This window comes from Mycobacterium sp. NGS56 (genome assembly GCF_059812425.1).
In genome coordinates, this window is the sequence record NZ_JCALCQ010000001.1 from 131506 (window position 1) to 153292 (window position 21787).

Genomic DNA, 21787 nt, shown 5'->3' on the forward strand with positions numbered 1-21787 from the left:
GCGGCACTCCCGCAAGATGTACACACCGGTCAGCAGGACGGCCGAGACGGGGCGTACACGAATCCCAGCACCATGATCCACGCCGCATCGACGAATGCCTGGACGACGTCGGGCGAGGCGCCGGGCCGAAAGACGGCGACCTCTAGCAGGTAAAACGGCACCAACGTCGCGATCATCAAGAAAACGCCGAACACGATTTGATAGTTGGCGAATCCCGACCGGCCCCGGTCGGCCAGTTTGAAGGCACGCGCCAGCATTGCCAACCACGGCCCGTAAAGAGCGCCGCCGAACATGGCGACGACCATTCCCACCCGAATCGCATGCCGGTTGCCCGTGTAGAACTCCACCGGCGCGTCCGGCGACGGCGCGACAGCCAGGCCGGCCATCGACAGCCCGACATAAATGATCGCGGTGCCGATCGGGCCGAGCCAGATGCAAGTGCGATTCATCGAACTCCCGATCGCCTTATCTAGATCCCATCAATAAGGGCGTCAGGCCCCGGCGGCGACCGGCCTGGTACCCGCGTTTGCCGACGCTCGCCGCTCCATGCGCAGCAGCACGTACGTCCACGCCAGATACCACGGGAAGAACCCCACTGACGGAAACCCGAACGCCACGATGCCGTTCCAGGCCATCACCCCCGAGGTCACGGTTCCCGCGAAAAAGGAGGGCACTGACAAAAGCGCACAGACGATGTTCAACCATCCGAGCCACCCTGGGAACACGGTCAGCATACGTTGCTCGCGAACGATGTAGATGCCGGTCAGCAGCACCGCTACCACGTGGGTGTAGCCGAAGCCGGCCGCCATTATCCACGCCGTGTCGACCAAGCCCTGGACAACAGCGGCCGGGGTGCCCGCCCGGTAGATCGCAACTTCCAACAGCAAGTACGGAAACTCCACAAGAATCGTGAAGGTGATTCCGAACGCCAGCTGCAGGTACGCCATCCCGGAGCGATCCCCCTCAGCGAGCTTGAACGAGCGAGCCAGCATTGCCATCCACGGCAGGTACAGCGCGCCCCCGAGCATGGCGACCATGAGCCCCGCCTGAATCGCGTCCCGGTGGTCGGTGTAGAACGTCACCGGCGCGTCCGGCGACGGCGCCACCTGGAGGCCTGCTATCGCGAGTCCGATGATCATGATCAGCGTTCCGATCGGCCCCAACCAAATGCAGATGCGGTTCATTGACGCACTCATTCGCGCCTCCTTAGCCCTGTCGGATCGCACCGCACGCTTCAGGCAACCTAACTCGAAAGCCGGTAAGGAAGAGCTTGGATTTCTAAATCTATTCAACAATCGGACTACGATCCGTCCATGCAGAGTCCCGCTGAGTACACGTTCTCGCTTCTGTTCGACATGCGCGCCCCGGACTTCGGCGCTCCGGCGCCCGAGTTGTACCGAGCCGCAATCGAGATGTCGGCGTGGGCCGACAAACGGGGCTTCCGCGACGTGAACCTGCTCGAACACCACGCCTCGAACGACGGGTATCTGCCATCGCCGCTCGTCCTGGGCGCCGGGATTGCCGCGGTCACCGAGAACCTCAGAATCCGCACGAACGTAGCCCTCCTGCCGCTGTACCACCCACTGCGTTTCGCCGAGGACGCGGCGGTGCTCGACCTGATCTCCAACGGGCGAACACTGTTCACCGTGGGCGCCGGCTACCGGGTCGAGGAATACGAGCAATTCGGCCTGGATATCACGAAGCGCCCGTCGATGATGGAGGAGGCGCTCCAAGCGGTGAAGCAGGCCTGGACCGGCGAGTCCTTCGAATTTCGCGGCGCGACGGTGCGCATCCTGCCGCGACCTGCGCAGAATCCCTCTCCGCCGATCTATCTCGGCGGCTCGGTACCCGCCACTGCGGTGCGGGCGGCGCAGTTCGCCGATGGGTACGAACCGCTGGTCCCCCACTTGTACGACCTCTACATCGCCGAGTGCAAGAAATTGGGCAAGGCGGCACCGCCACCAGCGGACAACCGCGCGCGAATGGTGTTGTTCTTCCACGTCGCCGAGGACCCCGAGAAAGCATGGGCGACCATAGGGAAACACGCGATGTACGAGATGAACGATTATGGCCGCTGGGCGGCCACAAACAGCGCCTCGCCCTACTCCGAGATTTCCAACCCCGACCACCTGCGCGCCCCGGGCATGTACGAGGTGCTCACGCCCGACGAAGCGGTGCAGGCCATCACCCAGCGCGGCGGGGCGATGTTCAAGCCGCTGATGGGCGGCATGCCGCCGGCTTTGGGATGGGAATCGCTGGAGCTCTTCGAGTCCAAGGTGCTGCCCAGGCTCGGTGCCTGATGCCAACGGAGGAAATAGTCGACCGACTCGCCATCCACGATGTGCTGTTCCGCTACGCACACGCACTGGACGATCGCGACTCGCAGCTCCTGCGAACGTGTTTCACCGATGACGCCGTGTGTGAGGTCGGGGCCACGCTCAGCGGAATCGATGCGATCGTCGCGTTCGCGGAGGGCGTGCTGTCGGGCTTTGACGTTACCCAACACCTGATTGCCAACCCCCGGTGCACGATCGACGGTGACCGCGCCGATTGCGCCTGCGACCTGCAGGCCCAGCACGTTAGCCGCGGGGCCCCGGGTGGCGAGCACTACGTCATCGGCGGCCGCTACGACGACAAGCTGGTGCGAACGCCCGAAGGCTGGCGCATCGCCCATCGACGTCTGCGAGTGACTTGGTCGCAGGGCAATTCCGTACCCCTGACGAGCCGGCTGAGAGAGATGCGGGCGGGGCCCCAGGAGTCCGATTGAGGATTGTCGCCGGCCAAGCGAAGCGCGGGCACTATGTGCCGGGCGAAACGCTCGAGTTGCTCAGCCGCATCCCGATGCGATTCCCCGACGAGCCGGCTCACGCATCGGGGCGGGCGGCGAGCTCGAACGGCTGCCAATAGCCGCCGTCGACCGGGATCGTCACCCCGGTGGTGTAACTGGCGGCGTCGCTGACCAGATACAGGACAGCGCCGACGATCTCGTCAGGCTCGCCGCCGCGCCGTTGGGCGATTCCCCTGCAATGCCTGGCGAACGCTTCCATGTCCCAATGTTTGGCTACGTCGGTGAAGAACGCACCCGGCTGCACGGCGTTGACGCGCACAACGGGGCCGTACGCGTGGGCGAACGCAGTAGTGAGATTGTTCAACCCCGCCTTGGCCGCGCCGTACGGCATCGCATCGCCGCGCGGCCACTGCGCGGCGACACTGCTGACGTTCACGATCGCCCCGCCCCCGCTTCGGGACATCCGGTCGGCTACGAGCGCCATCAACCGAAACGGCCCCTTGAGGTTGACCGCAATCACCTTGTCGAACAGATCCTCTGAGACCGAGGCAGCAGACCGGTAGATCGGCGACAGGCCCGCATTGTTCACAAGAATGTCGATTCGACCGAACGCGCTCTCCGTCTCGGCCAGCAGATCGTCGATCTGGTCCCAGTCCCCGACATGGCAGGCCACCGGCAGCGCCTCGCGCCCGGTCTCCTCGGTGATCGCCGCGGCGGTCTCGCGACAGCTGTCGATGCGACGGCTGGTGATCACGACGTCGGCGCCGGCCCGCGCCAGCCCGAACGCGATCGCGCGTCCGAGTCCGCGGCTGCCGCCGGTCACTATCGCCACCCGCCCCGCAAGGTCAAAGTTCGGCGAGGTCGCGCGCTCCGAGCCAGCGCCGGCCACTAACTCACCGACAGCCCGGGCCGCGCCGGAAGCTTTGCGGCCCACCGCGCGAAACGGCCTCCGTAGAAGTCCGCTGCGCCACGTAACAATCTCTCGGCGGCGTCGGCGTCCAGACCCGCACTCGCCTCTTTGGGGGTGATGGCGTCCCAGTGCGGAAAACGGCTGCCGTACACCGTCAGTCCGGCCGCCTGCGACGTAAGGCTGGCCGCCGGGAGCGCAGCCCCTTCGGCGCGCTGGACACAGAAGCGCACGTGGTCGGCGAGATACTCCGTCGGGTGCTTCTCGATCCACGGCACCTGGTAGCGGACGCCGCGCCAAGGCTTGTCCATTCGCCACATGAACGGGTACACGACGTCGGCGCCGCCGTCGAGAAATACGATCCGCAGTTCCGGGATGCGTTCGAACACACCGCCACCCACGAAGCTCGCTAGGTGGACCATCGCCGCGGTCCACGGCAACAGGGAGTTGTACTCCACGTAGTGGTCGCAATATCCGGCCATAGTCGGGAATTGGTTGATGCCGCAGCCGCCGTCGGCCAAGATCGTCACGGCGAACCCGAGCTCAGCTGCCTTCTGCCACACCGGCAGGTAGCGCCGGCTACCGTATGGTTCGCGGCCCTGTAATGGCACCGCGATTGTCACGAAGTGTCGATCGTCGGCGACCCGATCCAGCTCTGCGACCGCGGCGACGGCGTCCTCAGGGTCGACCCGCACCGCACCGGCCACGCGGTCGCGCAACGCTGGGTGGTCCAGCCACTGGGCGCGCAGCCACTCGTTGGTCGCCCTGCACACCGCCGGCCCGAGGTCTGGCTCGGGAATCAGACCACGTGTCAACGGGACGAGGATCGCCCCGTCTGTCGAGATCGCCGTATCCCACGACTCGGCGAGCAGCTCGGGGCTCGACGTCGCCGGCCGAGAGTCGTCAGCACTAATCGGCGTCCATTCCGGGATGGACGGCGGGTAGAAGTAACGTCCAATCATCGGGATGGGCTGCCCGTCCCAGCGTGCGGGCAAGAACTCGCGGATGTCCTCGGAGGCGCCCGGCCATGGATGGACCACGCAATCAATCGTGGGTCGTATCGACATTCTTTCGCTTCCTGAGACGTCGGATAACCACGTACACCCGGTCGTTCTCGATGATGACCCGGTAAGACTCCACCTTCTTGACGGGCTTGGTGATCGACATTCCCGTCGCGAGCTCGAACTCCCACTTGTGCCACGGGCACTTGAGGATCTCACCCTCACGCACATGCTCGACCTCGTAGCCGCCCTTGGTCACGTTGGTGCCCGTCACGGGGCCCAGGCACACCGGTCCGCCGTTGTGTGGGCACCAGTTGCGCAGTGCGTACACCGTGACTCCGCGCCGGAAAAGGCCGATGCTCCCGTCCGGCCCGTCGACGAGCGTCATGCCGCCGTCTTCGAGATCGGCGAGCGGACCGCAGTCGAAGTGCTCAACCCGGGGCCCGGCTGGCGCGCTCACAGTTTGTACAGCGCGCGGGCGTTGGCGCCGCGGATCGCGTCGTGGTATTCGGCTGGGAATTGGCGCAGCACCCAACGAGGCTCGTCGGCGTCCCAGTGCGGATAGTCGGTCGAAAACAGAATGTTGCGAGTCAGCAGGTGCTCGGCGCCAGCGAAAGCCTCCATGAGCGGAGCGGGTCCCTCGAGCGGCTCTTCGATCGGTTGGGTGGTGAAGAAAGCCTGCTCGGCGACGTACTCCGACGGCGGTTTCGTTACCCACGGAACCTCCGAGCGCAGACCCTCCCAGTTGCGATCCATCCGGCGCATGAGCGCAGGCACCCAGGCAATACCCCCCTCGACGTAGGCGACCCGGAGATCCGGGAAGCGCGCGAAGACGCCGTTGAAGACCATGCTCACGAGGTGGGTGGCGTATAGCAGCGAGTACATCGGCTGCACTTCCACGAAGTGCTGCGGGAATCCAACAGGGGTGCCAAGCGCCATTCCGGCGGGCCGGGTGAGATGCATGACGACCGGAAGCCTCCGCTCGGCCGCCGCCTCGTAGATCGGCATGTATGGCTCGTGGCCGAGCGGCCGCAGCACATTGGGTACCACGAGCACGGAATTGAAGCGGTCGGAGGCGTCGTGTGCGCGCGCGATCTCAGCGACAGCGCGATCCGGGGCGTCAGCGCACACGCGGATCGCGCCGCGATAGCGGTCGCCAAACTCACCGTGCAGCCAGCGCTCCTGGAGCCACCGGTTGGAGCCCTCGGACAACGCCGACTCGTGCACCGGGTTGGCCACAGGTCGAGCGACGAGCGACAAGAGGATCGCGATATCCACACCGATTCCCTCGAGCAACTGCTCGGCAGTCAGATATGGGTCGGACGCCGCCGGGCCACCGGTGTTCGGAATCGCTTCCTTGCGGGTTGAACCGCCAGGGACGTAGTAGCTGTAGGAGGTGCCTGCGCCACGCGTGCTGTAGGCCATGGCCTCGCGGCTGCGCCACGGCTCCGGCACGTAGCTCAGAAATTCATCGAAATCGTGCGGCGTCGGATGAACGTCGCAATCGATGGTCAACGGTCGATTTGGCGCAGTGCCACTCGAATCGGTGCTGTCCTGTGGGCGGACTTCGGTAGGGCCATGCGCGATCGTCGACGTCATCAGGGCATCACCAGCGCAGAACAGAAGCGATTACGGCGGCTCACAATTCTCTCCCGGGTATTGCTTCCGCCCGACCGTTCGGTCGGGTTGGCATCTCTGATGCTATCGCGACGTGTCCGGAAGTCAAACCCGGACAGCGGCACGACCGGCGCCGCCGAAACCCCGCGGTGCACTGTCAAGCACGGGTTTGCGACGCGGTGATGGTCGGCTCAGGTGGAGATCAGCGCGATCCCGTGCCTGATCATCTGCGGAACCGACGGGGCGAGCTCTTCCCAGAACGGGTCGTGGCGTTTGCCGCGCAGGTGCAGCCCGAGGTTGAGTGCAGCAATGATTCCGAACTTATATGCGGCATGCGCGCGGTACCAGTCGATTTCGTCGACGTCATCACCGCATTGGCGCGCGTACTCGGAAACGAGTTCCCGCGGACTGGGCAACGGAGGCAACACGATCGGGGGGCTCCAACATTGGGGTTCGCTAAAAAGGCACAACCACCCGAGATCGGTCAATACCGGTCCGACGGCCGCCAATTCCCAATCGAGGATCGCTGCGATCTGCTCCTCGCGCACGAGTACGTTGGACCACTGATAGTCGCCGTGCACAATGCCGATCCGCGGCGCCCGCGGCATTCGCGCGCGCAACTTCGAACGCAGCTCGGGGATGTCGACGACGAGATGTGGGTCTCCTGCGCGCTCGACGAATCGGTCCCAGCGAACGATATCCGTCTGCAGGTCCAGTGGTTCATCCAACACGGACGCCGTTCGGGCCGGGTCCAGCCGATGCAGCTCCGCCAGGCGGCGGATCGCGTCGCGGCCAACCTTGTGGACGTCGCCCATTTCACGCGTCCCGTCGGGCTCATCGAGCCCGAACGTTCGCCCGTGGATGTGCTCGACGACATGAAACGGCGTGCCGAAATACCTCGTGTCCGAGCCAGACCATCGCACACCAGGGACCGGCACACCGAGCGAGCTCAGGCAGCGCAGCAGGCGCGCCTGGCGCACAACGTCGGCCGGGCCCGCGGCGCGGACCCCTGGCGGCGCAAGCCGCACGATCAGTGCCTCATTGCGGGGAGTCCGCGCCTCCGGCGTCCAATGAAGATCGAATCCCAGAGTAAGGCCGGCGTGCCCACCAACCGGTCGAAGATCGGTCACCCGCGCCGCTCGGTCTCCCGTGCGTGCGCGGCATAGTCGTTGCAGCCCGACCTCCAGCTCCGCCTTGGACAACGACGGCTTCGAAGGCGCCACGGCGGGTCACGCTACCACAATCTCGACCGTCCAGACGGTCGGTATGGTGGCTCAAACGGAAGGGATCAGCCCCACGAAGACGCGCCCGAACCGAAGGTCTTCCTCGCCGAAAGCCGGGCTCTTCTCGGGGCCGGCCTCAGTCGCCCGATACGGCGATCCCGTCAAAGAAGATGGTCGCAAACATCTCGGCGATCTCGCGCGTCGTCATCGCTCCGCCAGGGTGATACCACTGGTACGCCCAATTGCATGCCCCAAACATGGCCAGTGCGATCATCCGGGGGGGCAGGTCGCGTATCTCTCCGTTGGAGATGCCTCGCTCGATCTTGTCCTCGATAGCCGCGTAGTAATCCCGGTTTTTGGCCAGGATGGTATTGCGCTGGCTGCGAGGCAGCTCGTCGAAATTCTCGTAGAAGACGCGGTGGTGCCCGTGGTGGCTATCGAGCAAGCCGAGCGCGTCGGCCATATCCTGTGTCAGCGACTCGCGAACAGTGCGCGCACCGTCATGCCGGGCCTGTTGCTTCTCGAGTAGGACGTCGATGAATTCCTCGTGGATCGCGAACAAGATGTCGCTCTTGCTCTTGAAGTAGTGGTAGAGCGAAGGTTTCCGCAGACCGGCCGCGGCCGCGATCTGGTCGACGTTCGTCGAAAGGTAACCCTTTTTGTAGAAGACCTTGGCGGCCGCCTTGGCGATGTCGCGGCGTTTGCGGTCATACCCTGTCGTATCTGCCCCACCGGACGCGGCGGCCGCGGTCTTACTCCGGGGAGCCATCGGCGCAGGTTAACAGTGCGCGATCGGTGCGGTCAAGCCGACCGAATAGACGGTCGAGAATCGCTTACCCCGCCCCGTATCGCTTTGGCCGCCCGTCGAGGATGACGGTCTTGGTTTCGAGGTACGGGTAGAGCCCCTCGCGACCGCCTTCCCGACCGATGCCCGACTGTTTGAAACCGCCGAAGGCGATCCCGACGTCGGTGCGGAATGCATTGTGTCCTACGGTACCCGACCGAAGCTGCGCGGCCACGGACCGCGCTCTCTCGACGTCATCGGTGAACACCGACGCGTTGAGTCCGTAGATCGTGTCGTTGGCGATCCGCACGGCGTCGCGCTCGTCTGCCGCCGGGATGACGCTGAGCACCGGGCCGAAGATCTCCTCGCGCGCGATCGTCGAGGCGTTGTCGACGTTGCCGAATACCGTCGGCTCGACAAAGTAGCCCCGTACGTGGTCGGCCGGTCGACCGCCACCCGTTGCCAGGGTGGCACCCTCCTCGACCCCGGTGCTGATAAAGCCGAGTACGCGTTCGAGCTGGCGCTCTGAGGCTAACGGTCCCATCTGGGATTGGGCATCAAAGGGATCACCGACCCGCACTTCGGAGAATATTGACGACAGTGCGTCGACCAGTTCGTCGTGGCGGTGACGCGAGACGACGATGCGGGTCAGCGAGGAGCACACCTGGCCCGAAATCGAGCATTCGGCAGACGCGAGTGCCTGGGCGGCGCGCCCAAGATCGATGTCATCGAGGACGACGGCCGCCGACTTGCCGCCCAGTTCGAGCGTGCAGCGTGCGATCCGCTCGCCGCAGATTGAAGCGATTCGTCGCCCGGCCAGCGTCGATCCGGTGAAAGAGATCTTGTCGACACCGGGGTTGCGCACCAAAAGCTCGGACACCTCACGGTCGGCGGTGACGACGTTGAGCACGCCGGGCGGCAGCCCGACGTCTTCAGCAATTTCGGCGAGCACGTAGCCCTCGCCGGGGGCCTCGGGTGACAACTTCAGCACTGCGGTGCAGCCGGCCAGCAGTGCGGGCGCCAGCTTGCTGGACATCAGTCCGAGTGGCGCGTTCCATGGCACGATCGCACCGACGACTCCGACCGGTTCGCGGACGAGCAGTCCGAACTCGCCACCCGCGGTCGGCGCCATCTCCTCCTCAAAAAGAAACGTGTCGGCAAGCGAGGCGTAGAAGTCGAACCGCCAGGCGGCGCCCGCGGCGATTTCGCGGGCGATGCTGTGCAGCACTCCGGCCTCGCGGGGCCACAGGCCGCCGATCTCCTCACTGCGTTCGCGGAGTGCGGCCGCAATCGCGCGCAGGTACCAGGCGCGCTCCTCATGGGTGAAGCGCGGCCACGGCCCGGTGTCGAACGCCTCGCGTGCGGCCGCCACGGCTCGCGCGATGTCGGCCGCCTGCGCCTCGGGCACGGTGAACGCCGGCATCTCGGTGGCGGAGTCGATCACGGTGATTCTCGCGTCGCTGGACGGCACGACCCACTGCCCGTCGATGAAAAGCTTGTCAAGATGGCGCAGGTTGATCGGCGGGCGATCGATCACGCTCATGTCGCCGGCCTCATATCGTCAGCCTCCATTCCTAAGCCGAGCGACCAACGCGGCCAGCGCCTCGATCGCCGAGCTGCCGTCCGCGGACCGATGCTCGGTGCCTTCGATCCGTTTGACGGCCTCGACGAGCGCCGCGCTGACCTTCGTCTCAAGCCCCAACATCTCACCCTTGGCGACGACAACGCCGTTGAGATATTCGATCTCGGTCGGCCGTCCTTTCGCGACATCCTGCGCCATGGACGGAATCACCCGCGCGAAGCTCAGATATTCCGCGCGGACCTTCGCCGCCACGCGCTCATAACTCGCCGGATCGTTGAGCCCCCGTTCGAAGTCGGTCACGCTGGCGCCATACAGATCGGCCTCGATGAGCGTCACACCGAGCGCGCGCGCGACTCGCACCCCCTCGACCCCGAGGGCCACGATGATGCTCAGCATGTCGTCATCGCCGGCAGCGGTCCCGACGTCGGCGCCGGCCAGCGCGCACACGCCGTTGATCATCCCGTTGCGGATGACCTTGGTCCACAACTCGCCATAGATGTTGCCGCTGATCTCGACGTCCACGGCCGGGCGGAGCCGCCGTGCAATGTCCTGCAGGACTTGCCGCTTTTGCTCAGGGGCAGCACTTAAGTCGCCGATCACCATCTTGCCGTCGGTACGCCGCTGGCGCGCCCGCCCCGGCTCCATCAGTTGGCCGTCGAACAGGCAGATCGCGCCGACCGTGCGTTCAGTTCCGATCAGGTCGGCGATCGTATCCTCGTTGAGCCCGTTCTGCGCCGAAACCACTTGTGTCTCGGACCCGATCAACGGCTTGAGAATCCCGATCGTCTCAGCGGTTTGATAGGACTTGACAGCAAGGATCACCACGTGCGGAGCCGGTCCCCTGGCACCGGCCAGCCGATCGAGGGTCACCGCAGGTGCCCTCGCGATCACCGTCTCGTCCGCATACTCCACCGCCAACCCGCGGTCTTGGATCGCGGCAATGTTCTCTTCCCACCCGTCGACGAGCAGCACGTCGCCGTCGCGGGCCAGGCGGCACCCGAGGGTGGCGCCGATGCCGCCGATACCGACGACCCAGGTGCTCGGACCAGCCTCGGACATGACCTGGGCCATGGTTACGACGCAGTGACGCGGGCGCCGTTGTGCCCGGAGTCGGCGGTGACGGCCTGCGCGGCAGCGGTACGGCGCCTCCATACCTCGATACGGGAGCGCAGTCGATAGGGCAGTGCCATTGGGTCGATCGCGGCTGCGATCACGGTCGACGAGTTGCGTTTGAGTGCATCCCGCAACGACGCGTCGAGCTCGGCCACCGAGGTGACGTTCTCGCCGTGCAGCCCGAACGCCGTCGCCACCGCAGCGAAGTCCGGGTTGAACAGAGCGCAGTCGGACTCTCGGCCCCCGAACACGTATTCCTGGTAGATGCGATCGGCGTTGAAGAAGCCGTCATCGAAGACGACCACGATGAGCTTGATCTCGTTGTGGCACAGGCTCGCCAGCTCGCCGAGCTGGAATAGGAGGCCGCCGTCACCCTGCACGACGACCACCTCGCGCTGTGGCGCGGCGAGCTTCGCGCCCATGCCGGCGCAGAGTGCGGACCCGGTCTCTTTGAAGACATCGGACTGCAGCATCCCGGAGCTGGCAAGGACAGGAAAGCTCTCCTCGCTGAGCCAGTTGCCCGTCGCCGAGCCGTCGGTGCAGACGAGGACGTCTGCAGGCAGCGCCGCACGCAGCGCGCTCACGACATCGCCGGGGTGCATGCCACGACCCTCGTCGACGTGCTCGGCACGGTCGGCCGCGATGGCCGCGATGCCGCTGTCCCTGGCCCGCGAGACCCGTGCGGCTCCCCAGTCGTCTCGCGGCAGGGTGTGGCCGGCGAAAGCGCTGACGAGGTGGGCCAGCGACGCGGCGAGATCACCGGCCACTGTGACGGTGGCCGGGTAGTTGACGTGGAAGACGCCGGGCTCGTCGTTGAGGTGCACGAGCGATTGCGGCACCGGCATCGTCCATGACACCGTCGACCACTCCGGGAAGGCCGTGCCGACCGCGACGCATACGTCGGCCTCCGCGAGCACCTCGGGCATCGCCCGAAACGATGCCGTGCCCATCGCCAGCGGATGATCTTCAGCGAAGACGCCGCGCGCCATCTCGTCGGTGACGACCGGCGCGCCGAGCGCCTCCGCAAGCTCCCGCAGCGCTTCCCGGGCGCCCGCGAAGTGAACTCTGTCGCCGGCCCAGATGACCGGTCGCCGCGCCGTTTGCAGCAGAGCCCGCGCCGCGTCCAGATCGGCGATCGCCGGCTGCTGGACGCCATAGGGTGCGTCTGGCAGCTCGAACCCATCGATGCGCGTCACCAGAAAACTCGACGGGAAAAGCAGCTGTACAGGGCCGTGTCGTGGGGTCACCGCCAGGTCGATCGCACGGGCAAGCCCGGGCCCGAGGTCCTCGGGTGCGTCGACTTCGACCACCGCTTTGACTGTCGGCGCGAACAATGCGCGCAGGTCCGCGTCGTGCAGGACGCCACGGCCCAGCAGCTCGGAGGGCACCTGCGGTGTCGCGACAACGAGCGGGATCCCGTCAGCCAGCGCCGACGCAACGCCGGTCAGCATGTTGGTCGCACCCGGACCCGGCACGGCCAGACAAACCCCCGAGCGGCCGGTGACCTTCGCGTAGCCGATCGCGCCGTAAGCGGCGGCCTGCTCGTGGCGAATGAAAATTGCCCGCGGACCGTCAGGGTTCTCGGCCATCTTGCGCAGCAGCGAGAGCGTTTGCGTCCCAGGGAGGTTGAACAGGTACGGGACGTCGCGAGCCGCGAGAGCGGCGGCGAAACCATCGTCTCCCGACAACGGTGCCTCGGGTGGCGATTCGACCGACTGGTCTGTCGACATGTCCCTATTCAAGCCGTCTGCGCACGCGCCCGTCAAGCCGACGCCGGTTCACCGGGATCGACCGGCGAATGGCCTGATTCGCGGACTGACAGGTGGCTACCACACCGCAAGTCGATTACTCCGACAGCGCTTGAGCCAGCCGTGGTGGTGCGCGGTGTGACTTGCAGGACCGCCGATGCGAGTCAGTGCTCTTCGGACCACCACTGCGTCCGGTACAGCAGATCCCAGACGTGCTCGGTCACGTTGACCGACGCAACACTGAGGCCTCCGTCTTCGGATACGAGCAGACGCGTGACACCCGCATAGTCGGGCTGCACGCTGAACAGCTCTTCAGTCTTCATCACGGCGTGCACCATGGCGTTGATCACGCCGCTGTGGGTGAATACCGCCACCGTCTGACCGTGCTCACCCGATGCGATCACGTCGTCGATGGCCCTCTTGACTCGCTCGACGAACCCCTCCACATCCACCTCGCCCGGCAACCGCCGATCCGTGCACGACGCCTGTTCCACCGACGTCCCCTCCGCCATTCCGCAGTTGTGCTCGGCGAACCGATCGTCGATCTCGACAGTCATGCCGAGCTGGTCAGCCACGGGTGCCGCCGTCTGCAGCGCTTGCAGCCGCGGGCTGCTGACGATCCGCGCGAGAGAAAATTTGCTCAGCGCGTCCGGCAACCGTCGCGCCTGCTCGTTGCCGTCATATGAGAGATTGGGTTCCAAGCCGTCGCCGATGCTGCTCTGCGGCTTGGCGTGTCTTATCAGGAGTAGTTGCATACCTGCCACCAAAACCAAGACACTAGTGCGCCAGCATGACGGCCGGAAGTGCCTCTGGACCGACCATGCCGACGTTGCGCGAGAACGCCTCCTCGATCAGGTCGAAGGCCCTCGGGAGGTCCCACGACCCGAGGGAGGAGATGCGGCTGACCAGATGCGGTTGGTCGTAGAGGCCGATGTGATAGCCGCCCGACAGCAGCACCTGGCCGTTGCACCAGTCCGACCGCTCGCTGGCTAGGTAGGCAACGGCGGGCGCGACATTCTCGGGCGCCCGCCATCCCAGGTCGTGGTGGCCGGACTGATCGTCGGGTATCGCGTCGGTCATCCGCGTGCTCGCCCAAGGACTGATCGCGTTCGTGGTGACGCCGTAGCGGCGCAATGCGTTGGCGCAGGAATAGGTCAACCCGACGACACCGTACTTGGCCGCCGCATAGTTGGGCTGTGTGGGCGCGCCGTGCATGCCCGAAGCCGAAGTGAAGTTGATGATGCGGTGATGCGCGGCTTCGTCGCGGAGTCCGCGCCAGTAGGCGCTTGCGTGCCGGATCGTGTTGAACGTGCCGGTGAGATGCACGTTGACGACGGCGTCCCAGTCTTCGGGTTCGAGGTTGAAGATCATCTTGTCGCGCAGAATGCCGGCCACGTTGACGAGCACGTCGAGACGGCCGTAGGTGTCAATGGCCTGCTGAATAAGCTCACCCGCCGAATCGTGGTCGCCTACGTCAGACCCGTTCACAACCGCCTGACCACCGGCGGCGACAATCTCATCGACAACCTTGCTCGCTGGCGTGGGGTCGGCACCCTCGCCGTCGACAGCCGCACCGAGGTCGTTAACGACGACGGATGCTCCCTCGCGGCCGGCGAGGCGGGCAATGCCTGCCCCGATTCCGCGACCCGCTCCGGTCACGACGATCACCCGACCCTGCAGCATTCTGCTCACGCTTACGCTCCTTGTGGTTAATCGCTACATCCGCCGTCAGCCCGCGCAAGTGCCGCTGTCCGCCGTGGGCCGAGTACATCCTACTTCTCCCGACCGATCGGTCGGATGGTAGTCCGTGCTGCAGACGGGAATCAAGGAACGGCTACGCCCTCGTCGCCGAGGCACGCGCGCAGCGTGACACCGAGCTCGGCGACCGCCATATCGGCAGTCGGCAGAAAGTTCACCATCGTCAGAAACCCGTGGGGCTGATCGTCGTAATGGCGCCGAATCACTGGGACGCCGGCGTCCTGTAGTCGGTGCGCGTACGCCTCCACCTCGTCGCGGAGCGGGTCGTACGCGGGAATGATCAGGTATGTCGGGGGCAGGCCCGATAGGTCGTCGGCGCGCAGCGGCGACGCGTCAACCTGGTCGCGGTCCATGGCTGACGGCGCATAGAGGTCCCAGTACCACGTCATGTCGTTGCGACCCATCAACGGGTTATCAGCCTGTTCGCGGTAGGAGTCGGTGTCGAAGTCGTGATCGACGACTGGGTAAGCGAGCACCTGCATCGCGATCCGCGGACCGCCGTCGTCGCGAGCGCGACGTGCGCACACAGTGGCCAGGTTGCCGCCGGCGCTGTCTCCGCAGACGACGAGCGGCCCTTCGAGTTCCTGGGCGGCCACCCACCGTAGCGCGGCATGGGCGTCCTGGACAGCACTCGGGAAGGGATGTTCCGGCGCCAGTCGGTACTCGAGACTTATTACTTTGCAGCGGGATTCGACGGCCAGCTTGCGGGCGAAGGCGTCGAACATGTCGAGCGTACCGACGACCCACCCGCCGCCGTGAAGATAAAGGATCGTTGCGCGAGGGGGGTCAGGGCGGTAGATGCGCGCCGGAAGGTCACCAGCAGGGCCAGGAAGGCAGGCGTCGCGGACCTGCTCGACGTTCGGCCCGGGTCCCAGCATTCTCGGGAGGTTGGCTGCCCGTTCGCGGCGCTGCGCGGGCGTGCAATGCGGCGCCGGCGGCGCGCCCGCGGCAAGGAACATGTTGATCAGCTCCTGGGAACGCGGATGCAGCGGTGTAGGCGGCACGGCGCGATATTACCGCGTTGCCGACTGACCGGTCGGACGTCTGGGACGACGGCTGTGTAGTCTGACCGTCGGCGCGCCGATGAGCCGCCGATAACGTCAATATTCGAGCCGCAGATTCTGCGAGGAAGCATTGATGGATTCAGAGCGCGCGATTTTCACGCAGACTGAAGCTGATCGCTTCGTTCCCATCAAGCATGTCGATATTCGGAGTCGTTGGGCCGACGATCACCTCCAGGGGGGTGCCATCATCGGGCTGGCTGCGCTTGCGCTGGAATCCCGTTTCGGATTGCCCGATTTCGCACCGGCACGTCTGACGGTCGACCTGTTCAAATCGGCTCGGACCATACCGACAACGACCAGGGCCGAGCTGGTGCGCGACGGACGCAGGATACGGAATTCGGTGTGCACCATCGAACAAGACGGCGCCGAGGTCGCGCGTGCGGTGCTGGTCCAGTACCGCCGCAGCGAGCCGCCACTCGGTGACGAGTGGATGGCCGAGCCACCACTCGTGGCGGCCCCGAACGACGACGACGATTCGTTTGTACAGCTATACAGCGCCGACATCGGTTGGACGTCTTCGCTTTCCGATCACCAGAACGCCAGGCGCAAGCGTGTCGCCGTCCGCGGAGTCAGTGTCGTTGCGGGCCAGAAAAATTCACCTTTTGTGCAGGCGGCCGCGGTCGTAGACGCGGCCAGCCTGGTCACGAACTTGGGCACCGCGGGCCTTGGCTACATCAACGGCGACGTCACTCTCGCCCTCGCCCGCCTGCCCCGCGGCGAAAGGATCTTCTTGCAGGCCGACACACATTGGGCAGCGGACGGCATCGCTGTCGGAACGGCGACGCTGTTGGACGATACCGGGCCGTTCGGCTCTGGCCTCGTGACGGCGTTGAGCAACCGAAGCGCTCAGATTGACTTCGCCAGCATGCCAAGCAGCTCGTGATAGCCGGACAACAATGGCCATTGCTGCTGATTCGGGACTACTCTCGCACAGACGATGCGGATGAGAAGACAAGTTTGTAAAACGAGACTCTGCGAGGAGTGTCGATGTATTCAGAGATCGCCCACTTCTGGCAAACGGACACAAATGTTTTCGTGCCAACGGATTACGCGGAAGTACAGAGTCTCTGGGCTGAGGATCATGTCGTCGGTGCCGCCGTTGCCGGGCTCGCGGCTTTCACGCTAGACACCGCTTTCGGCCTGCCCGACTTCACACCGGCACGGTTGACGGTCGATCTATTCAAATCGCCCCGGCGGGCCCCGATGACCACGGCAGTCGATCTGCTACGCAACGGCCGTCGGGTCCGAAACTCGGTGTGCACCATCGAGCAGGAAGGTATCGCGGTCGCTCGAGCCGTGCTCGTGCAGTACCGCCGGGCTGAGGCGCCGGACGGTCATGAGTGGACTCCAAAGGCCGAAAGCCTGGTAGCGCCCAGCCTGGACGGTCTGCCGGTGCAGAACGGATCGGTGCGGCAATTGCGAAGCGCCGAACTCGGGTGGACGTCAGAGATTGCTGACCACCAGAACGCTGCCCGCAAGCGTGTCGTCATCCGAAGCGTTGATATCGTTGCAGGCCAACCGAATACACCTTTTGTGCAAGCGGCTGCAGCCGCCGAAGCGACCAGCCTAGTCACGAATCTAGGCACCGCCGGCGTTGGCTACATCAACGGCGATCTCACTGTCGCGCTCGCCCGCCTGCCGCGCAGCGACTGGATCTGTGTGCACGCCGACACACATTGGGCATCCGACGGCATCTCGGTGGGAACGGCAACACTGTCGGATGCTTGCGGACCCATTGGCTCTGGTTTGGTGACTGCGTTGAGCAATCGGCATGCTCAGATCAATTTCGCGAACTGAGTGGCGAGCGGGGTCACCCACGCATCAGAGTGCCTTGTCGGTTTGTCGACCGACCGGGACGATAGTCCGGCTCTCGATCAGCCAGGCTCCGTCAGCGCCGCGCCGCATCCGGTCCCTGAAACGACCGACTACGCTGAGCGCGGCTCGTCCTTCGGCGTTGCGGACGACAACCTGAAAGTCGGTCTCCGCGGTGGCACGGTCACCGTCGAGATCGATCACCGGATTCGAGCCAATGTGGAGTGAACGCGGTTGGGCGAAAAGATTTCCCGGATCGGTCCAGCGCCCGGGCGCCGTGTCCGAAAAAGCGCCACGGAACAGCTCGCCGATGGCGTCACGACCCTGGTGGGTCTGACCGGCGGTCTGAAACGTGGCGTCCTCGTGGAACAGGGATGTGAGGCGTTCGGCGTCGCCGTCGTCGTTGTATCGCATGTATCTCTCGATGACGTCCCTAATCCTGAGGCGCTCGAGCCATTCCCCCATATCGTCCACGCGTAACTCCTTCGGCTTCTTTGTGATTCGCTACCAAATCAGCGCACGGCACCACGCCCTGTTATCAAGCCAGCGCTCAGCATAAGTGGCGTAATTCGATACCTCCCGGACACGGATGAAGTCCAGTCGCTCGAGCACACCTGTCAATCGAGGCCGCACAATTCGCCCGCGTCGACCCTGATCTCTCGGGGTTGTGCACGGCCACATCGATGAGTTCGAGACCTGGCTGATCGATGATGGCCCTCAGGCCCACCCGACCGACGTTGCCCGTTCCGCAATGCACGACTCGGTAAGTCATACGCTGACCGCACCGGCTTAGCCGAGGTCGATCGGCCCCGCGTCCGCCCACTCGGGCGAGCGCTTCTCGGCGAATGCGCGTGGACCTTCCTTGGCATCCCCGCATTTCAGCACGATCCGCGCGGCGGCCTGGTTGAGTTTCCACGCGTCGGCCTCGTTGGGTGTTTCGAGCGAGCGCAGCATCAGCTCGCGCGACACGAGGACGGCCGTTGGGGACGCCGCGGCGAAGCTCTTGGCCAACCGCAGCGCCTGCTCTCGTACCTGGTCGGGCGCAACGACCTCGTTGACCAGACCCAGGTCATGCGCGCGTTGGGCGCCGATCGGTTCGCCGGACATCACCATCTGCAGCGCCACCGCCCGCGGTATCCGCTTGGCGAGACGGATAACGCCGCCGGCACCGGCATGCATGCCGACCTTCACCTCGGGCACCGCGAACTTCGCACTCGAGGAAGCGATCGCGCAGTCGGCGGCCAGGACCATCTCCAGACCCCCGCCGAAAGCGGGTCCGTTGACCGCGACCACGACCGGCTTGATGAGTTTGCGGGCAGTGAATCCCGCGAATCCGCCCTTCTCGGTGAAGAATCCGGCCTTGGGGCCGAGCTTGGCGAACGCGCGCAGGTCCATACCCGCGCAGAACGCCTTCTCCCCCGCGCCGGTCAGCACGATGGCGCGAACCTCGCGGTCCGCATCGATTTCATCGAGTGCCGCTTCGATTCCCGAAGCGACATCAGGGTCGACGACGTTGCGGACGTCGGGTCGGTTGATCGTGATCACGCCGACCCCGTCCTCGCGCTCGAGGAGGACCTTGGGGCTTTCCGTATCGCTCATGTCTAACTTCCGGTTTCGCTGTCGAATGGTTCGAAGTGCAGGAAGGTCACGTCTTCGGTCGCGTCGAGGAAAGTGCCGCGTACCCGCTGCCCGATGTGGATCCCGTCGGGGGTGACGTTGTTCACTGGGCCCACCAGTTTGACCTCCGGTGCCGCGTCCAGCTCAACCACCGCAACCGAGTACGGCAGGTCCGAATCGAACTTCGATCCCGTCGCGTGGTGCTGAGTCGTGAACGAGTAGATGGTTCCAGTCGGGTCGACCTCGGTCCACGAGAGCGCGAAACTCGCGCAGTTGCTGCACATTTGGCGCGGATACCACAGCCACGTCTGGCAGTCGTCGCATCTTTGCACCAGAACCTGATGGCGCTTGAGGCCCGCCCAATGCTCCTGGTCGGTTCCCGTCGGTCGCGGCAGCGGTTTTTTGTACTCGATGTCACTCAACGAAGCTTCCCTCCAACAGGACGACGGCGTTGTCGCCGAAGTCACCGCTACCGGTGACCAGCCCCCTCTTGGCGCCCTTCACCTGTGCCTCGCCCGCGGTCCCGCGCAGCTGCTTCACGGCTTCGGTGATGTGGTTGATACCCCACAGATGCGCCTGCGAGAGCAGACCTCCGTGGGTATTGACCGGCAACGAACCGCCCACTTGTGTGCTGCCCGCCATCACGAATTCTGCCGCCTCACCCGGATCGCACAGTCCCAACAGCTCCAACTGCCACAGCACGTTGAACGTGAACGCGTCGTATAACTCGGCGAAGTCGACATCGCTCGGCTTCCAGCCGGCCTGCGCGAAGGCGCGTTGGGCCGCCTCGGCCATGCCGGTGTGCAAGAAGCGCCGGCGGGTGGTCGGCTGGTCGGCCTGGCCGGGGTGCCCCTCGGCCACGCCCCGGATGGCGACGGCGTTGCGGTCGCCGGGCTCGGCCGCGGCAACGATGTAGGCCGCACCCCCGTCGGTTTCGCGACTGCAGTCGTAGAGCCGGAACGGTGCGCTGATCATCCGCGAGGACTGGTGGTCTTCGATGCTGATCTCTTTGGCGCCCACCGCTTTACCGTTCATCACCGCGTGGCGACTCTGGGTTACCGCCACGTGCGCCATCGGTTCGGTCGACTTCCAGCCGTTCTCGTACATGTACCGCTGCGCCCACAGCGCGTAGTACTGAGCCGGCACCAGCAGGCCGTGCACGCCCTCGTAGTTGCGACGCATGCTCGGGGCCTCGCCGAACATCAGCGTTGGCCCCCTGCGACCGAGCCGCGCACCGGAGCGCCCGTTGAACCCATAACACACCAGGATCCGGGAGGCCAATCCGTTTTCGATGGCCGTCTTGGCGTGCAGAAGGGCGGCAGCCGGGCCCGCGCCGCCGAGCATGACCGCCGCGTGGTAGCGCAGGTTCTCGATGCCGAGATTGGTGGTCAAGTCCTCGGTGGTGGCGCCGACGACCGTCGGAATGATGATGCCGTCGATATCGTGGGCGTTGATCTTGGCGTCGGCCAGCGCCGCCTTCGTCGCCTCGAGGCTCAGCCGAAGGTCCGAAACGCCTGACTCTTTGGTGAACTCGGTCTCACCGATGCCGACGATCGCCGCCTGCACCTCGGTCACTTGCTCGTGAGGTTGCGCGGCACCGGCGTCACCACGGGGCCGTCCACCTTCGACGGCAGTAACACGGTGGCCGTGGCGGTCGCGTTGGTCTCGCCACGCTGATTGTCGGCGTGCATGTCGATCGAAATCAGGTGGTAGCCGTCGACGACGTCCTTGCCGGTGACGGTGCCGTGCCAGGTCGTCGTGTCACCAATCAGATTGGGACGCTTCACCGATGCGGAAAGCGTGTGCAGAAAGCCCTCGTCACCCATCCAGTCGGTCAGCATGTGGACACCCCACGAGATGCGCTGCGGGCCAATGTCATACGCGCCACCCATGCCGACGTCCTCGCCGGTCTTCTTCTCCAGGTGACCGCGCCCGGCGGAATCCTTGGCGCCCGTCTTCTCCGAGACGTGGTAATCCTGGTGACGCGTGCGATAGCGCACGGCGTCTCCGTGCGCGCCGCCATACGGCGCTGCGCCCGACCAGCCCGCGTACCAGGCGATCATGTCGGTGGAGGTCAGCGGACCCTTGACGGTCGGCCGCAACACCTCGCCGACCTCGACATCCTCGGCGTAGAGCGTGTCGGCGCCACGTGGCATTTCGTCGATCAGGGCGCGCTCGATCGCTGCCAACTCCTCGCTCGTGTATTCGTAAGCTTCGCGCGCCTTGTACTTCTGCTTGCCATCCTTCTTCAGCGCGGCACCGCGTGGCGTGCGGGCGCACTTGCCGAACGCCTCGCCGACCATGAAACCGTCGGGCTTGCGCAGGTAGCGGATGTGGCCGGTCTGGATCAACCAGCGGCTGGCGAACTCGCCGCCCTTGACCTCCTGCTTGACGAACGTGGCGGGGGCGTCGTAGACATCGCCGCGCCGCACCACGTCGTACCACACCCAGTCGGTGCCGACGTAGAGCCACTGCACGCCGGCGAGGCGCGGCGCCACGGTGGTGCCGTCGACGGAATACAGGATGGTCGGTGGGGCCAGCATCGTGCCCCACCGCGTGGACTTGCCGTATTCGGGGTCGCGCCAAAGCGGGTTGCGGTCACCGAGGCCCTGAGCGAAATGCTTGATCGCGTCGACGTTCACCTCGGTGACCCAGCCGCCCATCCGGTCGCGTCGCAGCGTGGTCCCGAGCAGCTCAGCTGCGTGAGCGATCGTCTCGTCGGTGATCTCGCCCCACGGCAAGTCAGTCCTTTTTTCCGCCACCTCGGTCATTT

23 protein-coding genes are annotated in these 21787 nt (G+C 65.3%); 4 read left to right on the forward strand and 19 right to left on the reverse strand.

Annotated features, from left to right (window positions below; translation table 11 throughout):
• Positions 1-29: 29 nt before the first annotated feature.
• The gene (locus AC5Y4F_RS00630; RefSeq protein ID WP_067939525.1) at positions 30-449 is read right to left on the reverse strand and encodes a hypothetical protein; all 420 of its coding nucleotides are present in this window, start codon (positions 447-449) and stop codon (positions 30-32) included.
• A gap of 42 nt (positions 450-491) precedes the next feature.
• Positions 492-1196: a hypothetical protein gene (locus AC5Y4F_RS00635; protein ID WP_499994574.1), complete on the reverse strand. Its 705-nt coding sequence runs from the start codon at positions 1194-1196 to the stop codon at positions 492-494.
• A gap of 117 nt (positions 1197-1313) precedes the next feature.
• On the opposite strand from AC5Y4F_RS00635, the gene AC5Y4F_RS00640 reads away from it, so the two are divergent.
• The gene (locus AC5Y4F_RS00640; protein WP_082947789.1) at positions 1314-2300 is read left to right on the forward strand and encodes an LLM class flavin-dependent oxidoreductase; all 987 of its coding nucleotides are present in this window, start codon (positions 1314-1316) and stop codon (positions 2298-2300) included.
• The gene (locus AC5Y4F_RS00645; protein WP_499994579.1) at positions 2300-2767 is read left to right on the forward strand and encodes a nuclear transport factor 2 family protein; all 468 of its coding nucleotides are present in this window, start codon (positions 2300-2302) and stop codon (positions 2765-2767) included. The genes AC5Y4F_RS00640 and AC5Y4F_RS00645 overlap by 1 nt, the downstream gene beginning before the upstream one ends.
• Positions 2768-2864: 97 nt before the next feature.
• Here AC5Y4F_RS00645 and AC5Y4F_RS00650 read toward each other — a convergent pair whose 3' ends face one another.
• The 12 genes from AC5Y4F_RS00650 to AC5Y4F_RS00705 form a co-directional block, all read right to left on the reverse strand.
• On the reverse strand, positions 2865-3677 hold the full coding sequence (locus AC5Y4F_RS00650; RefSeq protein ID WP_499994581.1) for an SDR family NAD(P)-dependent oxidoreductase: 813 nt from the start codon (positions 3675-3677) through the stop codon (positions 2865-2867).
• Positions 3677-4735: an amidohydrolase family protein gene (locus tag AC5Y4F_RS00655; RefSeq protein ID WP_499994583.1), complete on the reverse strand. Its 1059-nt coding sequence runs from the start codon at positions 4733-4735 to the stop codon at positions 3677-3679. Before AC5Y4F_RS00655 ends, AC5Y4F_RS00650 begins: the two co-directional genes overlap by 1 nt.
• A gap of 4 nt (positions 4736-4739) precedes the next feature.
• Entirely contained in the window at positions 4740-5156 is a 417-nt protein-coding gene (locus AC5Y4F_RS00660; protein ID WP_156750218.1) for a Rieske (2Fe-2S) protein, read from the reverse strand.
• Positions 5153-6211: an amidohydrolase family protein gene (locus AC5Y4F_RS00665; protein WP_067939668.1), complete on the reverse strand. Its 1059-nt coding sequence runs from the start codon at positions 6209-6211 to the stop codon at positions 5153-5155. The genes AC5Y4F_RS00660 and AC5Y4F_RS00665 overlap by 4 nt, the downstream gene beginning before the upstream one ends.
• Positions 6212-6504: 293 nt before the next feature.
• Positions 6505-7536 (reverse strand): phosphotransferase family protein, encoded by a 1032-nt coding sequence (locus tag AC5Y4F_RS00670; RefSeq protein ID WP_067939510.1) that lies wholly within the window; start codon positions 7534-7536, stop codon positions 6505-6507.
• Between the two features lie 136 nt (positions 7537-7672).
• Positions 7673-8305 carry a TetR/AcrR family transcriptional regulator gene (locus AC5Y4F_RS00675; RefSeq protein WP_082947785.1) on the reverse strand — a complete coding sequence of 211 codons (633 nt, stop codon included), beginning with the start codon at positions 8303-8305 and terminating at the stop codon, positions 7673-7675.
• Between the two features lie 64 nt (positions 8306-8369).
• Positions 8370-9863, reverse strand: coding sequence for an aldehyde dehydrogenase (locus AC5Y4F_RS00680; protein ID WP_499994586.1), 1494 nt, complete (start codon positions 9861-9863; stop codon positions 8370-8372).
• An 18-nt stretch (positions 9864-9881) separates the two neighbouring features.
• Positions 9882-10961 carry a ketopantoate reductase family protein gene (locus AC5Y4F_RS00685; RefSeq protein ID WP_197520689.1) on the reverse strand — a complete coding sequence of 360 codons (1080 nt, stop codon included), beginning with the start codon at positions 10959-10961 and terminating at the stop codon, positions 9882-9884.
• A 14-nt stretch (positions 10962-10975) separates the two neighbouring features.
• Positions 10976-12745, reverse strand: a complete 1770-nt coding sequence (locus AC5Y4F_RS00690; RefSeq protein WP_067939503.1) for a thiamine pyrophosphate-binding protein — start codon at positions 12743-12745, stop codon at positions 10976-10978.
• Between the two features lie 182 nt (positions 12746-12927).
• Complete coding sequence (locus AC5Y4F_RS00695; RefSeq protein ID WP_067939501.1) at positions 12928-13518, reverse strand: histidine phosphatase family protein; 591 nt, start codon at positions 13516-13518, stop codon at positions 12928-12930.
• Between the two features lie 22 nt (positions 13519-13540).
• Positions 13541-14446 (reverse strand): SDR family NAD(P)-dependent oxidoreductase, encoded by a 906-nt coding sequence (locus tag AC5Y4F_RS00700; protein WP_067939498.1) that lies wholly within the window; start codon positions 14444-14446, stop codon positions 13541-13543.
• 140 nt (positions 14447-14586) lie between these two features.
• Positions 14587-15525 carry an alpha/beta hydrolase gene (locus AC5Y4F_RS00705; RefSeq protein ID WP_499994593.1) on the reverse strand — a complete coding sequence of 313 codons (939 nt, stop codon included), beginning with the start codon at positions 15523-15525 and terminating at the stop codon, positions 14587-14589.
• 133 nt (positions 15526-15658) lie between these two features.
• On the opposite strand from AC5Y4F_RS00705, the gene AC5Y4F_RS00710 reads away from it, so the two are divergent.
• Complete coding sequence (locus AC5Y4F_RS00710) at positions 15659-16468, forward strand: acyl-CoA thioesterase domain-containing protein (protein ID WP_499994596.1); 810 nt, start codon at positions 15659-15661, stop codon at positions 16466-16468.
• Positions 16469-16572: 104 nt separating this feature from the next.
• Complete coding sequence (locus tag AC5Y4F_RS00715) at positions 16573-17382, forward strand: acyl-CoA thioesterase domain-containing protein (protein ID WP_499994598.1); 810 nt, start codon at positions 16573-16575, stop codon at positions 17380-17382.
• 24 nt (positions 17383-17406) lie between these two features.
• On the opposite strand, the gene AC5Y4F_RS00720 is transcribed toward AC5Y4F_RS00715, so the two are convergent.
• The 5 genes from AC5Y4F_RS00720 to AC5Y4F_RS00740 form a co-directional block, all read right to left on the reverse strand.
• Complete coding sequence (locus AC5Y4F_RS00720; RefSeq protein ID WP_499995734.1) at positions 17407-17862, reverse strand: nuclear transport factor 2 family protein; 456 nt, start codon at positions 17860-17862, stop codon at positions 17407-17409.
• A 324-nt stretch (positions 17863-18186) separates the two neighbouring features.
• Positions 18187-18996, reverse strand: a complete 810-nt coding sequence (locus tag AC5Y4F_RS00725; protein WP_499994600.1) for an enoyl-CoA hydratase-related protein — start codon at positions 18994-18996, stop codon at positions 18187-18189.
• Between the two features lie 2 nt (positions 18997-18998).
• Positions 18999-19436 (reverse strand): Zn-ribbon domain-containing OB-fold protein, encoded by a 438-nt coding sequence (locus tag AC5Y4F_RS00730; protein WP_197520688.1) that lies wholly within the window; start codon positions 19434-19436, stop codon positions 18999-19001.
• Complete coding sequence (locus AC5Y4F_RS00735; protein WP_499994608.1) at positions 19429-20589, reverse strand: thiolase C-terminal domain-containing protein; 1161 nt, start codon at positions 20587-20589, stop codon at positions 19429-19431. The genes AC5Y4F_RS00730 and AC5Y4F_RS00735 overlap by 8 nt, the downstream gene beginning before the upstream one ends.
• Entirely contained in the window at positions 20586-21785 is a 1200-nt protein-coding gene (locus AC5Y4F_RS00740; protein ID WP_067939481.1) for a MaoC family dehydratase, read from the reverse strand. The genes AC5Y4F_RS00735 and AC5Y4F_RS00740 overlap by 4 nt, the downstream gene beginning before the upstream one ends.
• Positions 21786-21787 lie beyond the last annotated feature (2 nt).

What these genes read in the sequence shown, in the direction of transcription:
- AC5Y4F_RS00695 (WP_067939501.1), bottom strand. Translation starts at nt 13,518, where the DNA reads ATGCAACTACTCCTGATAAGACACGCCAAGCCGCAGAGCAGCATCGGC.
- AC5Y4F_RS00680 (WP_499994586.1), bottom strand. Translation starts at nt 9,863, where the DNA reads ATGAGCGTGATCGATCGCCCGCCGATCAACCTGCGCCATCTTGACAAG.
- AC5Y4F_RS00720 (WP_499995734.1), bottom strand. Translation starts at nt 17,862, where the DNA reads ATGGGGGAATGGCTCGAGCGCCTCAGGATTAGGGACGTCATCGAGAGA.
- AC5Y4F_RS00740 (WP_067939481.1), bottom strand. Translation starts at nt 21,785, where the DNA reads ATGACCGAGGTGGCGGAAAAAAGGACTGACTTGCCGTGGGGCGAGATC.
- AC5Y4F_RS00715 (WP_499994598.1), top strand. Translation starts at nt 16,573, where the DNA reads ATGTATTCAGAGATCGCCCACTTCTGGCAAACGGACACAAATGTTTTC.
- AC5Y4F_RS00690 (WP_067939503.1), bottom strand. Translation starts at nt 12,745, where the DNA reads ATGTCGACAGACCAGTCGGTCGAATCGCCACCCGAGGCACCGTTGTCG.
- AC5Y4F_RS00700 (WP_067939498.1), bottom strand. Translation starts at nt 14,446, where the DNA reads ATGCTGCAGGGTCGGGTGATCGTCGTGACCGGAGCGGGTCGCGGAATC.
- AC5Y4F_RS00675 (WP_082947785.1), bottom strand. Translation starts at nt 8,305, where the DNA reads ATGGCTCCCCGGAGTAAGACCGCGGCCGCCGCGTCCGGTGGGGCAGAT.
- AC5Y4F_RS00640 (WP_082947789.1), top strand. Translation starts at nt 1,314, where the DNA reads ATGCAGAGTCCCGCTGAGTACACGTTCTCGCTTCTGTTCGACATGCGC.
- AC5Y4F_RS00710 (WP_499994596.1), top strand. Translation starts at nt 15,659, where the DNA reads ATGGATTCAGAGCGCGCGATTTTCACGCAGACTGAAGCTGATCGCTTC.
- AC5Y4F_RS00725 (WP_499994600.1), bottom strand. Translation starts at nt 18,996, where the DNA reads ATGAGCGATACGGAAAGCCCCAAGGTCCTCCTCGAGCGCGAGGACGGG.
- AC5Y4F_RS00635 (WP_499994574.1), bottom strand. Translation starts at nt 1,196, where the DNA reads ATGAGTGCGTCAATGAACCGCATCTGCATTTGGTTGGGGCCGATCGGA.
- AC5Y4F_RS00645 (WP_499994579.1), top strand. Translation starts at nt 2,300, where the DNA reads ATGCCAACGGAGGAAATAGTCGACCGACTCGCCATCCACGATGTGCTG.
- AC5Y4F_RS00685 (WP_197520689.1), bottom strand. Translation starts at nt 10,961, where the DNA reads ATGTCCGAGGCTGGTCCGAGCACCTGGGTCGTCGGTATCGGCGGCATC.
- AC5Y4F_RS00630 (WP_067939525.1), bottom strand. Translation starts at nt 449, where the DNA reads ATGAATCGCACTTGCATCTGGCTCGGCCCGATCGGCACCGCGATCATT.